The following is a 14,445-nucleotide window of genomic DNA, read 5'->3' as shown; positions in this document are numbered from 1 at the left end:
GTTCGCACTCTCCACAGCGGACCCTTGGCCGGTGGCGCGCGCCGAGACGGGCGCGAACAGTGGGGCCATGACAGATCGCCCCTTCGTTGCCACCAGACCGCCTCGGGCCTCCCGGCCGCCAGCCGGTTCCGCCCCGCCCCGACGACCGTCGGCCGCGCTCGTGACCGCCGACGAGCGGCTGATCGACCACGTGGCCCTCGTCGTGGCCGCGGCCGGAACCGAGTTGCGCATCGATTCCGGAGCAGGAGGCCGATTAGCCGGCGGCGACGCGCACGAACTCGTCCTGCTGGGGGCGGACCGCCTCGAGCAGCTCGACGGCGCTCCCGGACCGTTCCGGGGGGCGGGCGACGCGGTCCTCGTCGGGTGGGCCGGCGACCAGGAGAGATTGTGGCGGGCCGCAGCCGCCCATCCGGGCACGCGGGTCGCCGTGCTGCCCGACGCCTCGGCATGGCTCGGCGAGTTCCTGGGCGAACGCGGCCTGCGCGGCGGAGCGGGCACGGTGCTCGCCTTTGCGGGCGCGGTCGGCGGGGCAGGAACGACGACGGTGGCGCTGCTGGCGGCCTCGACCGCGGTGCGGTCCGGGCGCAGCACGCTGCTGATTGACGCGGACCCGGCGAGCGGCGGGATCGGCCATCGCCTCGGCATGGGCAGCCGCGGTCTCCGCCCGCCGGAGCCAGGCGGCGGCCACGGGCAGGCACGGGCTTCGGGCCTGGCGTGGGACGATATCGCCTCGGCCGACGGGCGGCTGCCGCCGCACCAGCTCGCCGACGTGCTGCCGTCGACCGGCGGGCTCTCGTTCCTGACCTGGTCCGCGGCCCGATCGCCGGAGTCGCCTGAACGCGCGGAGCCCGTCTCGGCGGGGGTCCTCTCCGAGGTCGTCGCGTCCGCACGGCAGGCTTACGACGTCGTCGTGCTCGACAGCGGCCGAGCCGGCCCCGGGCCGCTGGCCGGACACGCGTGGGGCGCGCCCGACGCGGCGGTCTGCGTCGTGCCCGGCGACCGGCCGTGGTCGCTGACCGCGCTGCCCACGGAGCTCGCGTGGCTGGCGCTCGTGACGGGGCGGCTGCCGAGCGGGCACGATGCCTTCACGGTCGCCGCGGAGGCGGGTATGCCGCTGCTGACGTACGTCCCGCCCCTGCGGACGATCCGCCGGGCATCAGCTGACGGGGCCGTCCTCGAGCTCGGGCGACACCGGGTGACAGCGCGGGCGATGGCGCCGGTCGCCGCACTCTGGGAGCGCGGTCGAGAACCCGAGGCGGCCGCATGAACCGCCGGGTGGACGAGCGCCTGCTCGAGACGGTGCGACTGCGCGCGATCGAGCAGGGCGGACGCGTCAGCGGCGCGGACGTCGCGGAGGCCGTGCGGGCCTCCGGCCTCGTCGTCGGCAGCGGCACCGCGACCCACGTCATCCGGATGCTGCAGGAGGAACTCACCGGACTCGGGCCGTTGCAGAGCCTGGCCGACGCTGACGGGGTCAGCGACGTGCTCGTCGACGGTGATGGCGCCGTCTGGGTCGAGGCCGACGGCGTGCTCTCCCGGGCCGAGTACACGTTCGCCTCGGCCGAGGACGTGCACCGGCTGGCCGTGCGGCTGCTGGGCAGCGGCGGGCAGCGGCTCGACGAGGCCGAGCCGTTCGGCGACGTCGGCGACTACCGCGTGCACGCGGTCTTGCCGCCGGTCGCAGCGCGCGGACCGGTGCTCTCCATCCGGGTCCGGCGCCGCCGGCGGCTCGGGCTCGAGGAGGTCCTCGGCGCCGGCAGCGGATGGTTCGACCTGCTGCGCACAGTGGTCGACAGCCGCCGCAATTTCCTCGTCAGCGGCGGGACGGGCAGCGGGAAGACCACGCTGCTCGCCGCCATGCTCGGGCAGGCCGGAGAGGCAGAGCGCCTCGTCGTCTGCGAGGATGCGCGCGAACTCGAACCCGAGCACCCGCACGTGATCAGCCTGCAGTGCCGCAACGGCAACGTCGAAGGGGCCGGCAGGGTCGGGCTCGCCGACCTCGTCCGCCAATCCCTGCGCATGCGACCGGACCGGCTGATCGTCGGCGAGTGCCGAGGCGCCGAGATCCGCGACTTCCTCGCCGCGATGAACACGGGCCACGACGGAGCCGGCGGGACCCTGCACGCGAGCTCGTGCGAGGCCGTGCCGGCCCGCTTGTGCGCGATGGGCGCCCTGGCCGGGATGAGCGGAGACGCCACGGCCCTGCAGGCGGCCGGAGCGATCGACTTTCTGATCCAGATGCGCCGACCGGGACGCGGCGCCGCGCGCCGCGGGCCCCAGACGCTCGCCGTGCTCGAGCTGGAACCGAACGGCGCGGGACACCGGATGGCCACCCGCATTGTGGCGCACGACGATGGCACCGGACCGCGCTTCGAGCCCTCTGCCGCCGCGCACGTCGCGGCGCTGGTTGCCGCGGGGATGCCCGAAGCCGTCGTCCGCTGGGCCCAGGACGGTGGGCCGGCGTGAGCGCACTTGCCATCGCCGCCGCGACGCTCGCGGCCGCCGCGGCCGCCTGGATCCTCGGCACTCACGGGCCCTCGCGGAATGCCTCCGTGTCGCGGGAACGGCCGCGCGTGCTGGCCCCCGGCCGGCGCACCCTGGCGCGGTGGCGGGAGACGGTACGGCCGGAGCCGGCCGACATCGAGGAGCACGCGCGGGCGCTGCGCCAACTGGCCGCCCTCTTCGACACCGGGCGCACCCCCGAGCGGACCTGGCACCAGCTCGGCCGCGCGTGGGCCGGCACCGGCATGCGAACGGTCTGGCAGGAGAACGCCGGTGAATCAGCTGAGACCGGATCGCGGGCCGCGCGCGACATTCGCGCCGCCGCCATCGCCGCGCAGACCTCCCACGGGGTCGGCCAGCGCACGTCAGCCGGGTTGGCGCTGCACGCTGAACACTCCGACTTCGGCTGGGTCTGGGAACGCGTGGTCTGGTGCCTCGAACTCTCGGAGCGCACCGGCGCCCCGCTGGCGGGCCTCCTCGAACGGGTCGCCGAGCAGCTCGAGGCCGAGCAGGACCTCGGACGAGCCCGGGCGACGGCGCTCGCCGGACCCCGCACGACGAACCGGATGCTCGCCCTGCTCCCCGCCTTCGGGCTGGCCCTGGCGATCCTGCTCGGCGCCGACCCCGTCGCCGTGCTGACTGGGCACCCGGCCGGACAGGCCGCGCTCGTCGCCGGCGTGGGGCTGTGGGCCGGACACTGGTGGTGGACGCGCCGGCTGTTGCGGGCCGCCGCCGGTCAGGAGCGCCCGTGACGGGGGCGTTCCTGGCAGGCGTGCTCGCCGCCGCGGCCCTCTGGGTCTTCCTGCCGTCCGGGCCGCGCGGCAACGCCGGACTCCGCCGGTCCGAGGGAGCGAGCGGCCCCGCCGCCTCGCGGGCCGGACCGCGGCGGGAATCGGCCGACGTCGCGCTCCTGCTCGAACTCAGCGCGAGCCTGCTCGCGGCAGGACAGCCGGTCCCGGGGGTGCTGACACACCTGGCCGAGACGGTCCCGGGCTGCGCGGACCTACGCCGCGTCGCTCGGGCGCTCGAGCTCTCGGTCCCCTGGGAACGAGCGTGGGAGGGTGCCCCCGTGCCCTTCCGGCCGCTGGCCCAGGCGCTCGGCTTCACTCACCGGTCCGGGGCAGCCGCGGCGACCCTGTTGCGCACCACCGCCGCCGAGCAGCGGCGCAGCGCGGTGCGCCGGGCCGAGAAGGAGGCCGCCGCGCTCGCCGTGCGGCTCGTCGTACCACTGGGGGTGTGCGCATTGCCGGCGTTCGTCTGCATCGGGATCGTGCCGCTCGTCGTGTCCCTGCTGCCGGACATGTAGACGCGGGCGCGGCCGACTCCCCGTCCACAACCAGCCAACCCGGGAGAGTTGTCCAGATCCCGCCCCGGGCCGGCCCGCCGGCGGCGCACGCGACCGATGCTGGAGGGGAGCCGTCAGCACGGCGGCTCACGCATCCACCAGGAAAGGACACACCATGAAACAGAATCGAATCCCGGCTGAAGCCGCCCCCGTGGTCCCGGACAACGTCGTCGCGTTGGCCGATCATCGGCCCCCGCAGGACGGAGCCGAGAACGACGCCGAGCGGTGGCGTGAGCGGCTGGCAGCCGAGGCGGGCATCGCGACCGCGGAGTTCGCGATCGTGACCTTCGCGGCGGTGGCGTTCGCCGGGCTGCTGGTCGCCATCCTCTCCAGCGGCGACGTCAGCGAGATGCTGATGGCCCTGGTTCGCAAGGCCCTGCAGGCCTGAGGCGGAGATGGTCAGGAACCGGCACAGGGGACCGTTGAGCGGACGGTGCCCCGGCGGGTCCGACACCGGCAGCAGCACGGCGGAGGTCGCGGTGCTGCTGCCGACCCTCGCGGTGCTGCTCGCCTTCGCACTCGGCGCCGGCGGGCTCGGGATCACCCAGATCCAGCTCGAGGAGGGAGCCCGGGCAGCGGCCCGCGAGCTGGCCCGTGGCGAGTCGGCGCCGTCCGCGTCCGCGGCCGCGCGCCGCCATGCCGGCGGCCAAGCCCGCATCACCGTGGAGCCCGGGGGCGAGTATTCGCGGGTCTCGATCGCCCGCGACGTGCGGATCCCGCTAATCGGCAGCCACGTCGTGACACTCAGCGCGGACGCCGAGGCCAGGACGGAGGCCGCCCGTGGGGGCTGAATGCTACCGCGGCGCCGGGGACCGCGGCGCTGGGAGCGTGCTCATGCTCGGTCTCTTCGCCGCGGTGCTCCTCGTCGCGGCGGCAGTGCTCACGCTCGGCTACGCGGCGGTGCACGCCGCGCGGGCAACCACCGCGGCCGATCTGGCGGCGCTCGCAGCCGCTGACACGGCCCGCGGGCTCGCTTCCGGTCGGCCGTGCGAGGTGGCCGCGGACGCCGCTGCCCGCAACGGTGCGCGGGTGAGCTCGTGCGCGCTCGGCGATGCGGAGGGGACCGTCGTCGACGTCTCCGTGGTCGTGCCGCTCGGGGCCGGACTCGGGTTGCTCGAAACTGCGGGCCTCGAGGCACGGGCCTCGGCGAGGGCCGGCCCGCCGCCGGCGCCGTGGCGGTAGGAGGATCAGCCCGCGTCGCGCAGCAGGCGTTCGAGCAGCCGCTCGGCCCCGGCCTTGGAGAGCGGGTTGTTCCTGTTCCCGCACTTCGGTGACTGAACGCATGACGGGCAGCCCGACTCGCACTCGCAGGAGCGGATCGCCTCGAGTGTCGCCGTCAGCCAGTCAGCCGCCTTCCGGTAGCCGCGCTCGACGAAACCGGCCCCGCCGGGGTGGCCGTCGTAGACGAAGATCGTGGGCGATTCCGTGTCGGCGTGGATCGCGGTCGAGACGCCGCCGATGTCCCAGCGGTCGCTCGACGCGACGAGCGGTAGCAGCCCGATCGCCGCGTGCTCGGCGGCGTGTAGGGCGCCCGGGATGTCGCCCGCGACGAGCCCCGCGGAGAGCATGTCGGCTTCCGAGATCGTGAACCAGACCGCCTTGGTGTGCAGGTCCCGCGGCTCGAGATCGAGCGGTTCCTCACCGAGAATCTCGTTGCTGGAGATGGATTTCCGCTGGAATCCGACGACCTGGGTCGTCACCCGCACGTCGCCGAAGTGCACCCGCACGCTGCCCCAGTCGCGGGTGAGCGTCTCCTCGAGGACCTCCACCGTCGTGAGGTCCCGCGCCTGCGTGTAGTAGTTCGGGTTCGCCCGCCGGACGAGGATGCAGTGGTCCTGCTCGTTGAGCTCCTCGACGACGTAGCTGGCGCCCTGGTGAACGTACACGGCATCGGGGTGCGCCTGGTAGTGGGTCTGCGGCGAGTCCATGCTCCCGAGCAGGGCTCCGGTCTCGAAGTCGATGATGCTCACGGGCCCGCCGCCGTCGGCGCGCAGGTTCACCATCGCCGCGGCCGACTCCGGGTGCGTCCAATACCAGCCCGAGGGTCGACGGCGGAGGTAGCCGCGCTCGACGAGCTGGTCCAGCAGCTTCTGGGCGGTCGGCCCGAAGAGCGCGACGTCCTCGGGCCGCAGCGGCTGCTCCGCGGCGGCCGCGCACAGATGCGGTCCCAGCACGTAGGGGTTCAGCGGGTCGAAGACGGTCGCCTCGACCGGCGTATCGAAGATCGCCTCCGGGTGGTGCACGAGGTAGGTGTCGAGCGGGTCGTCGCTCGCGACGAACACCGCGAGGGCGTCCTGGCCGGCCCGTCCCGCGCGGCCGATCTGCTGAAAGAACGAGGCCCGCGTCCCCGGCCAGCCGGCCACGAGTACCGCGTCCAGGCCGGAGACGTCGATGCCGAGTTCGAGGGCCGGAGTGGAGGCGATGCCGAGCAGCTCCCCGGCGCGCAGGCGGCGCTCGAGCTCCCGGCGCTCCGCGGGCAGATAGCCGGAGCGGTAGGCGGCAACCCGACCGCGCAGGCCGGGGTCCACCTCGTCGAGCATCGACTGCGTGATGGAGGAGATCGTCTCGGCGCCGCGGCGCGACTTGATGAACGAGATCGTGCGCACCTGCTCGCAGATCAGGTTCGCCATGAGGTCGCTCGTCTCGGCGATCGAGGTGCGTCGCCGCGGAGCGCCGTTCTCGCCGAATTTGTCGGTCAGCGGCGGCTCCCAGAGGGCGACGGTCTTCGCGCCGCGCGGGGAGAAGTCGTGCGTCACGGCGGTCGCGTCCGACCCGATGAGGCGGCTGAAGGACTCGTCGGGATCCGCGCTCGTCGCCGAAGCGCCGATGAAGGCGGGGTCCGCGCCGTAGTGTTCGCACACCCGCCGCAGCCTCCGCAGCAGGTTCGCCACGTGGGAACCGAAGACGCCGCGGTAGCTGTGGGCCTCGTCGATGACGACGAACGCGAGCCGCTTGAAGAACCGCGACCACCATGCGTGGTTGGGCAGGATCCCGTAGTGCAGCATGTCCGGGTTGGCCAGCACGAAGTTCGCGTGCTCCCGGATCCAGCGGCGCTCGGTCTGTTCGGTGTCGCCGTCGTAGGTCGACGCGCGCACCGCCGGCAGTCGCAGTGACGTGACGGCCTCCAGCTGGTCCGCGGCGAGCGCCTTCGTGGGCGCCAGGTAGAGCACGACGGCGCCGTCTCCGTTCGGGCTCGCCTCGCCGGCGGTGAGGATCCGGTTGACGGCGGGCAGCTGGTAGGCCAGCGACTTGCCGGAGGCGGTCCCCGTCGCGAGGATCACGTGCTCTCCGGCTTCGGCGGCCATCGCCGCCTGAACCTGGTGCAGCCACGGCTCGCGGATGCCGAGGCGTTCGTAGGCCGAGACGAGATCGGGGTGGGTCCAGGCCGGCCACGGCGCGTGCACGGCATCGGCGGCCTCGAGGATCCGGGTGTGCTGCAGCGACTCCGGGGCCTTCCCGTGCCCGAGGAGCGGGATCAGCGAACCGTGGCTGACCTGGAAGCCGGAGGCCGCCCGCCCGGAGGCGGCCGGCGGATGCTGATTGCTCAGTTCTGCGCGGCCTCCACCGTGACCACGTTTCCGAGCGTCGTCCAGCCCAGATACTTGTAGAGTTCCTGGCCGTCGACGGTCGCGATGAGCAGGCCCTCGGAGACGGCGTGCTCGAGCGCGAGCGCCGCCAGCGCCCGCATGACGAGGGAGCCGAGTCCGCGGCGGCGGAAGTCGGGGGAGGTGATGATGCGGTCGAAGACGGCGTAGTCGTCGACGACGGCGACGTGGCCGCTGGCGACGACGATGCTCGGGTCCTCCTCGAGGTGGACTGAGACATAGGCGTTCGTGCCGTCGCGCTCCGTCTGGATCACGAAGCCGTCCGGGCTGCGCGGGTCCTCGACGTCCTGCTCGTCCATGGCGGTGACCATCAGGACCTCGTCGGTCTGCTGGAGGGCGAGGCCGGCGGTCCGGGCGGCCTCGACGAACGCGACCGGGTCGTTCACGAAGGCGGTGAGCCGGCGGGCCGGGTGCTTCGACAGGGTGCCGGCGATCGCGACGAGCTCCTCGTTCGTCGGCTCGCAGACGACGTACTCCCAGTCGCCGATGGTGTCGTGGCGCAGGGCAGCATGGACGCGGCCTTCATGCCGGTTCTCGTAGCCACGGCCGGAGGACCAGCCGGTGACCCAAGTTCCGATCAGTTCATCGCTTGCGAAGGATCCCATGGGATGACCCTACCCCGAGTCTCGCCCGTGATGCAGGGTCGGTGGCCAACTGTTGCCCAACCGCAAAGCAACGTTAACGTCGCAGGTGAGCGCCGCCGTTGTGCTATCCGGACGGAGCCGACGTCGGCGGCGGGCGACCCGCTCCGGAGCGGGGAGAGAGGGCCACGTCGGGCACCCCGGCGGCACGGCCAGTACCCTTTAATGCGTGGCTTTGAACCGAATCGTCCTTTTCTACGCGTTTGCCCCTCTGCCGGACCCGGAGGCGGTCCGCCTGTGGCAGCGCTCGCTGCTCGAACAACACGGGCTCCGCGGGCGCATCATCGTCTCCGAGCACGGCATCAACGGGACCGCCGGCGGCGAGATCCGGGCGGTGAAGGCCTACGTGAAGGCGACCCGCGAATACCCGGCGTTCAAGAAGATGGACATCAAGTGGTCCGAGGGCTCCGCTGAGGATTTCCCGCGCATCTCCGTGAAGGCCCGCGCCGAGATCGTCTCCTTCGGCGCCCCCGACGAGCTCGAAGTCGACGCCGACGGCGTGGTCGGCGGCGGCACGCACCTGCGCCCGGAGGAAGTGCACGAACTGGTCGAGGCGAAGCGGGCCTCCGGCGAGGAGGTCGTCTTCTTCGACGGCCGCAACGCATTCGAGGCCCAGATCGGCAAATTCAAGAACGCCGTCGTGCCCGACGTCGAGTCCACTCACGACTTCATCGCGGAACTCGACTCCGGCAAGTACGACGATCTCAAGGACAAGCCGATCGTCACCTACTGCACCGGAGGCATCCGCTGCGAGGTGCTCTCCTCGCTCATGGTCAAGCGCGGCTTCCGCGAGGTCTACCAGCTGGCGGGCGGGATCGTGCGCTACGGCGAGAAGTACGGCGACGCCGGGCTCTGGGAGGGTTCGCTCTACGTCTTCGACAAGCGCATGCACCTGGAATTCACGCCCGATGCCGTCACGATCGGGCAGTGCGTCGGCTGCCACGCGCCGACGAACAAGTTCGAGAACTGCTCCAACCCGTCCTGCCGGAACCTGCGCCTCTTCTGCCCGACGTGCGCCGCCGACGACGCGCTGCGGCTGTGCACCGGTTGCGCCCCGGCAGCGCTCGAGGCCCGCGCGTGAGCGCCGTCGCGCCCGACGCCCCCGTCAGCGACGACCAGGCGCGTCTCGACGCGCTCGCCGCCGACCTGCGCGAGGCACGCTACTACTTCGACGACGTCACCTCCCTGCTGGGCGCGGAAGCGCATGGTGCGCTGGGCCGGGACCAGACGGTTCCGGCGCGGATCGCACTCGCCGCCGTCCGAGCCTCCGGCGCCGAGGGGCACGAGCGGTCGCTGGCCGTCGTCGTCGACCTGTTCCTGATCGGCGAGGCCGTGCCGTCCGAGGACGTCGACGCCGCCCTGCCGCGCACTGGTGCTGCGGGTCTGGCCGCGCTGGGATTGGCCGATCTGCCCGGGGGCAGCGCGATCGCCCGGGTCGACCTGCGCCCGCACGCCTCCGACGCCGACGCGGAGCTCTGGGTCGCCTCCGACCTCGGCTCGCACCGCCGTACCGGGGTGCTGCGCGCCGACCACGTCCTGGGCATCGGGCAGGCGTCGCTGACGCTCGCGCAGACCACGATCCGCCGGCCCGCGGCGCGCGCACTCGACCTCGGCACCGGCTGCGGCATCCAGACGTTCCACCTGCTCGCCCACGCCGAGCACGTCACGGCCACCGATGTCTCCGAACGGGCGCTGGCGTTCACCCGGTTCAACCTGCTGCTCAATCACGCCGCGCTCGGCATCGACCCGGCGAACCTCGGCGGGCGCGTCGATCTGCGCCGCGGCAGCCTGCTGGAGCCCGTCGCGTCCGAGCGGTTCGACCTGATCGTCTCCAACCCGCCATTCGTGATCACCCCGCGCGCACCGGGGGAGGGGGAGCGGTTCACGTACCGCGACGGCGGCCTCGCCGGCGACCGCCTCGTCGCCGACCTCGTCAGCGGGCTGCCGGGCCTGCTGACCCCGGGCGGCTCCGCCCAGCTGCTCGCGAACTGGGAGATCCGCGCGGAGGACGAGCAGTGGTTCGACCGCCCGGCGGCCTGGCTCGGGCGGGCAGCCGCGGCCGACGTCGACGCCGAGGCCTGGTTCATCCAGCGGGACGTGGAGTCGCCGCTGCAGTACGCCGAGGTCTGGCTGCGCGACGCAGCCGAGTCCCGCGATCCGGAGCACTACCGGCGCCGCTACGCCGACTACCTCGCCGACTTCGCCTCGCGCGACGTCGAGAGCATCGGCTTCGGCATGGTCTGGCTGCGCCGGCCTGCCGGGCACGACGACGGCGCCGACGTCGCGGCCCGCCCGGTGGGGCGCCGGTTCGAGAGTATCGAGCACCCGATCGAGCAGCCGCTCGGCCCGCACCTGGCGTCCGCGATCGCTGCGGCCGACTCACTGGCCGCAGCGGGCGCGCTGGGCGGAACCGAAGACGAGGCGGACGAGGCGCTCGGCCGGCTGCACGTGGTCGTCGCCGACGACGTGACCGAGGAGCGCCACCAGCGCCCCGGCGCCGAGCACCCGGGCGTGATCCTGTTGCGTCAGGGTGCCGGTCTGCGCCGGACGTCCCTGCTGAGCACGGCGGAGGCGGGGCTCGTCTCGGCGTGCGACGGCGAACTGAGCATCGGGCAGATCGTCTCGGCCATCGCCGCGCTGCTCGGTGAGGACGACCCGGAGCTGGAACCGACGCTGCTCGCCGGCGCGCGGCGACTTATTCTCGAAGGTTTTCTCACTCAAACTGTCCAGAGACGCTAAGGTTTCCGCTATGACCTATCACACGTGCAGCGTCGGACGGACCGGGATCGCGCGCCAAGCCGCGCGTCCCTCCTCCGGTGGCGACGTGAAAGCCACCCGGAAGGTGTCCCACCGTGCCTCGCATTAGGACTGACAACCCGGTCGTCATCAACGACCCGCAGGCGATCCGAGCCCTCGCGCACGAGGCGCGGCTCGAGGCGTTGGAGGAGCTCTTCGCGTCGCAGTCCAGCCGCACGGCCACGGAGCTGGCCTCGCGCTGCAAGCTGACGCCGAGCGCGATGAGCTACCACTTGCGCGCACTGGAGAAGTACGGCTACGTGGAACGTGCCGCCAGCGAGGGCGACGCGCGCGAGCGACGCTGGAAAGCGGCCGGTGACCGTCTGATCGTCGAGTCGTTCAACCAGACTCCATCCGCCAAGAGCGCCTTCCTTAACGTCCAGCTGGGCGCCTTCCGCGAGCGGCTCGCCGCCGAGATCGCCCGGCGCGAGGCCGAAGCGAAGTCCGGGATCGAGCCGCCCGCGGACCGCGCCCCCGTCCTGACCACCGGCATGGTCTTCCTCAACGACGAGAAGCGCCAGGAGTTCATGACGCGCGTCTACGACCTGATGAAGGAATACGAGGAGATGGCCGGCCCCGAGGAACGAAGCGTGGACGCCAAACGTGTGTACTACATGCTCTCCATCCTGCCGGAGTTCGACGAGGTGGAAGCGACCTCCGGAGAGCAGCCGTGGACGCGGCCCGGCTTGCCGAAGAGGTAGAAACCGCTAACCTAGTGCGAGTATGAGCGGGATTCGTGAAGTTCACGGGCCCCATCCGCTCGTCCCCGGCAGCTAATAGGAGTGTTGTGCCCGCCAAGGCGAAGGTAAAGACCGGCAAGAAGCTAGTCATCGTAGAGTCCCCGGCCAAGAGCAAGTCGATCGCCAAGTACTTGGGCGAGGGCTTCGTCGTGGACGCTTCCGTGGGACACATCCGTGATCTGCCGCAGCCCTCCGAGCTGCCCACCGAGCTGAAGAAGACGTCCGTCGGCAAGTTCGCCATCGACCTGGACAACGACTTCGAGCCGTACTACGTCGTGAATCCGGACAAGAAGAAGAAGGTGTCCGAGCTCAAGGCCGCGCTCAAGGACGCCGACGAGCTCTATCTCGCAACCGATGCCGATCGCGAAGGCGAAGCCATCGCGTGGCACCTGCTCGAGGTGCTCAAGCCCAAGGTCCCCGTGCACCGCATGGCCTTCACGGAGATCACCAAGGAGGGCATCGCCCGCGCCCTCGACAACATCCGCGAACTCGACACGGACCTCGTCGACGCGCAGGAGACGCGCCGTGTGCTCGACCGCCTCTACGGCTACGAGATCTCCCCGGTGCTCTGGCGCAAGATCGCCCGCGGGCTCTCGGCGGGCCGCGTGCAGTCGGTCGCGACCCGTCTCGTGGTGGAGCGCGAACGCGAGCGCATGGCGTTCCGCGCCGCCGGCTACTGGGACCTGACCGGTGAGTTCGCGACCGGCGCCGGCGAGGCCTTCAAGGCAAAGCTCTCCTCGGTCGACGGCGCCCGCGTGGCCACCGGCCGCGACTTCGACGACCGCGGTCAGCTCAAGGAGTCCCGCGGTGCCAAGGCGAGCGCCGGCGTCGTGCGCCTGGACGAGGAGGCCGCAACCTCGCTGGCCACCGGCCTCGCCGAGGCGGAGTTCGCCGTCTCCGGCGTCGAGACCAAGCCGTACACGCGCCGCCCGGCCGCCCCGTTCACGACGTCGACCCTGCAGCAGGAGGCCTCCCGCAAGCTGCGCTGGTCCTCGCGCAACACCATGCAGATCGCGCAGCGGCTGTACGAGAACGGCTACATAACGTATATGCGTACCGATTCGGTCGCGCTGTCGAACGAGGCCATCGGCGCCGCCCGGCGCCAGGCGAAGGAGCTCTACGGCGACGAGTTCGTGCCGGAGAAGCCCCGCTACTACAAGGGCAAGAGCGAGAACGCGCAGGAGGCCCACGAGGCCGTGCGCCCGGCCGGCGACTCGTTCCGCCGCCCCCGCGATGTGCGCAGCCAGCTCTCGGGGGACGAGTTCAAGCTCTACGAGCTGATCTGGAAGCGCACCGTCGCCTCGCAGATGGCCGACGCCAAGGGTTCGACCGCCTCGGTGCGCCTGATCGGCACCGCGACCGACGGCCGCGCCGCCGAGTTCGCGGCGTCCGGCACCGTCATCACCTTCCGCGGCTTCATGGCCGCCTACGAGGAGGGTAAGGACGTCTCCGAGGAGGAGAAGGAAGCGGCCGACGGCGAGCGCCGCCTGCCGCAGCTGGCCGAAGGCGACGCCCTGGGCGCCTCCGGAATCGAGGCCTCCGGGCACGAGACCACGCCGCCGGCGCGCTACACCGAGGCGTCGATCGTCGCCGAGCTGGAGGCCCGCGAGATCGGCCGCCCGTCGACGTTCGCGCCGACCATCACGACGATCATGGATCGCGGCTACGTGACCAAGCGCGGCAGCGCTCTGGTGCCGAGCTGGATCGCGTTCTCCGTGGTCCGCCTGCTCGAGGAGCACTTCGGCCAGTACGTGGACTACGGCTTCACGGCCCGGCTCGAGGACGATCTCGACGAGATCGCCAAGGGGCACAAGGGGCGCGGCGCCTGGCTGCAGCACTTCTACTTCGGCGACGCCGAGGTGCGTGGTCTGCGCGACGTCGTCGACAACCTCGGCGACATCGACGCGCGCGCCATCAACTCGGTCGAGATCGCCGAGGGCATCGTGCTGCGCGTGGGCAAGTTCGGCCCCTACCTGGAGAAGCCGGTCCCGGCCGATTCGCCGGAGGGCACTGCCCCGCAGCGCGTGAACGTGCCGGAGGATCTCGCACCCGACGAGTTGACCGCCGAGAAGGCCGTCGAGCTCATGGAGCAGCAGGGGCCGGAGGAGCGCGAGCTCGGCATCGACCCTGAATCGGGGCGCCCGATTGTGGCGAAGGACGGCCGCTACGGGCCCTACGTCACCGAGGTCGTCACGGAGATGACCGACGAGGAACTCGAGGCGATGCCGACCGAGTACTACAAGAACGGTAAGCCGAAGCCGAAGAAGAAGCCGGCCAAGGTCAAGCCGCGTACGGGCTCGCTGTTCAAGACCATGAGCGTCGAGACGGTTACCCTCGAGGAGGCCCTCAAGATCCTGTCGCTGCCGCGCGTGCTCGGCGCGGACGAGGAGGGCAAGGAGATCACCGTGCAGAACGGCCGCTTCGGCCCGTACCTGAAGAAGGGTACGGACTCCCGGTCGATCGAATCCGAGGAGCAGATCTTCACGATCACGCTCGAGGAGGCCAACGCGATCTACGCCCAGCCGAAGCAGCGCGGACGCCGCGCGGCCACCCCGCCCCTGGCGGAGTTCGGCGAGGACCCGACCTCGGGCAAGGCGATCGTCGTCAAGGACGGCCGCTTCGGCCCGTACATCACCGACGGCGAGACGAACATCACCGTCCCGCGGTCGTCGTCGGTGGAGGAGCTGACGCGCGAGAGTGCGATCGAGCTGCTCGCCGAGAAGCGCGCCAAGGGGCCGGTCAAGCGCGGCGCCAAGAAGGCGACGACGCCGGCCCGCAAGGCACCGGCCAAGAAGCCCGCGGCCAAGAAGAAATAG

The 14,445-nt window shown here is 71.9% G+C and carries 13 protein-coding genes; 11 read left to right on the top strand and 2 right to left on the bottom strand.

All coding sequences use genetic code 11. The features are described 5' to 3' along the window. Positions 1–67: 67 nt before the first annotated feature. From ssd to EV380_RS09670, 7 genes are all read left to right on the top strand, one after another. Positions 68–1,267, top strand: a complete 1,200-nt coding sequence (gene ssd / locus EV380_RS09695; RefSeq protein WP_130450989.1) for a septum site-determining protein Ssd — start codon at positions 68–70, stop codon at positions 1,265–1,267. After that, the gene (locus EV380_RS09690; protein WP_130450988.1) at positions 1,264–2,466 is read left to right on the top strand and encodes a TadA family conjugal transfer-associated ATPase; all 1,203 of its coding nucleotides are present in this window, start codon (positions 1,264–1,266) and stop codon (positions 2,464–2,466) included. The genes ssd and EV380_RS09690 overlap by 4 nt, the downstream gene beginning before the upstream one ends. Further along, positions 2,463–3,254: a type II secretion system F family protein gene (locus EV380_RS16610; RefSeq protein ID WP_165391927.1), complete on the top strand. Its 792-nt coding sequence runs from the start codon at positions 2,463–2,465 to the stop codon at positions 3,252–3,254. The genes EV380_RS09690 and EV380_RS16610 overlap by 4 nt, the downstream gene beginning before the upstream one ends. Then, positions 3,251–3,808, top strand: coding sequence for a type II secretion system F family protein (locus tag EV380_RS16605; RefSeq protein WP_165391926.1), 558 nt, complete (start codon positions 3,251–3,253; stop codon positions 3,806–3,808). Before EV380_RS16610 ends, EV380_RS16605 begins: the two co-directional genes overlap by 4 nt. Positions 3,809–3,962: 154 nt before the next feature. Beyond that, entirely contained in the window at positions 3,963–4,235 is a 273-nt protein-coding gene (locus EV380_RS09680; RefSeq protein WP_102157355.1) for a DUF4244 domain-containing protein, read from the top strand. Positions 4,236–4,269: 34 nt separating this feature from the next. Continuing rightward, entirely contained in the window at positions 4,270–4,638 is a 369-nt protein-coding gene (locus EV380_RS09675; RefSeq protein ID WP_130450986.1) for a TadE family type IV pilus minor pilin, read from the top strand. Next, positions 4,628–5,029, top strand: a complete 402-nt coding sequence (locus tag EV380_RS09670; protein ID WP_242607569.1) for an Rv3654c family TadE-like protein — start codon at positions 4,628–4,630, stop codon at positions 5,027–5,029. The genes EV380_RS09675 and EV380_RS09670 overlap by 11 nt, the downstream gene beginning before the upstream one ends. A gap of 5 nt (positions 5,030–5,034) precedes the next feature. Here the strand turns inward: EV380_RS09670 and EV380_RS09665 are convergent, their stop codons facing one another. Both EV380_RS09665 and EV380_RS09660 read right to left on the bottom strand, forming a co-directional pair. Beyond that, positions 5,035–7,326 carry a DEAD/DEAH box helicase gene (locus EV380_RS09665; protein ID WP_242607729.1) on the bottom strand — a complete coding sequence of 764 codons (2,292 nt, stop codon included), beginning with the start codon at positions 7,324–7,326 and terminating at the stop codon, positions 5,035–5,037. 65 nt (positions 7,327–7,391) lie between these two features. Then, a complete protein-coding gene (locus EV380_RS09660; RefSeq protein ID WP_130450983.1) occupies positions 7,392–8,057 on the bottom strand; it encodes a GNAT family N-acetyltransferase in 666 nt (221 codons plus the stop codon). 205 nt (positions 8,058–8,262) lie between these two features. Between EV380_RS09660 and trhO the strand changes: the two genes are divergently transcribed. The 4 genes from trhO to topA all read left to right on the top strand — a co-directional run bounded on the left by trhO (position 8,263) and on the right by topA (position 14,445). After that, entirely contained in the window at positions 8,263–9,174 is a 912-nt protein-coding gene (trhO, locus tag EV380_RS09655; RefSeq protein ID WP_130450982.1) for an oxygen-dependent tRNA uridine(34) hydroxylase TrhO, read from the top strand. Beyond that, positions 9,171–10,832: a DUF7059 domain-containing protein gene (locus EV380_RS09650; RefSeq protein WP_130450981.1), complete on the top strand. Its 1,662-nt coding sequence runs from the start codon at positions 9,171–9,173 to the stop codon at positions 10,830–10,832. The genes trhO and EV380_RS09650 overlap by 4 nt, the downstream gene beginning before the upstream one ends. A gap of 113 nt (positions 10,833–10,945) precedes the next feature. Next, complete coding sequence (locus EV380_RS09645; RefSeq protein WP_102157349.1) at positions 10,946–11,590, top strand: winged helix-turn-helix domain-containing protein; 645 nt, start codon at positions 10,946–10,948, stop codon at positions 11,588–11,590. A gap of 86 nt (positions 11,591–11,676) precedes the next feature. Beyond that, positions 11,677–14,445: a type I DNA topoisomerase gene (gene topA / locus EV380_RS09640; protein ID WP_130450980.1), complete on the top strand. Its 2,769-nt coding sequence runs from the start codon at positions 11,677–11,679 to the stop codon at positions 14,443–14,445.

Origin of the sequence: Zhihengliuella halotolerans (assembly GCF_004217565.1) — a bacterium.
GTDB lineage: Bacteria > Actinomycetota > Actinomycetes > Actinomycetales > Micrococcaceae > Zhihengliuella > Zhihengliuella halotolerans.
This window is presented reverse-complemented; position numbering and strand designations above follow the sequence as displayed.

Bases quoted from the DNA above. Each gene is read 5' to 3' on its own strand.
- EV380_RS09690 (WP_130450988.1), top strand. From the start codon at position 1,264: ATGAACCGCCGGGTGGACGAGCGCCTGCTCGAGACGGTGCGACTGCGC.
- EV380_RS09680 (WP_102157355.1), top strand. From the start codon at position 3,963: ATGAAACAGAATCGAATCCCGGCTGAAGCCGCCCCCGTGGTCCCGGAC.
- ssd (WP_130450989.1), top strand. From the start codon at position 68: ATGACAGATCGCCCCTTCGTTGCCACCAGACCGCCTCGGGCCTCCCGG.
- EV380_RS09660 (WP_130450983.1), bottom strand. From the start codon at position 8,057: ATGGGATCCTTCGCAAGCGATGAACTGATCGGAACTTGGGTCACCGGC.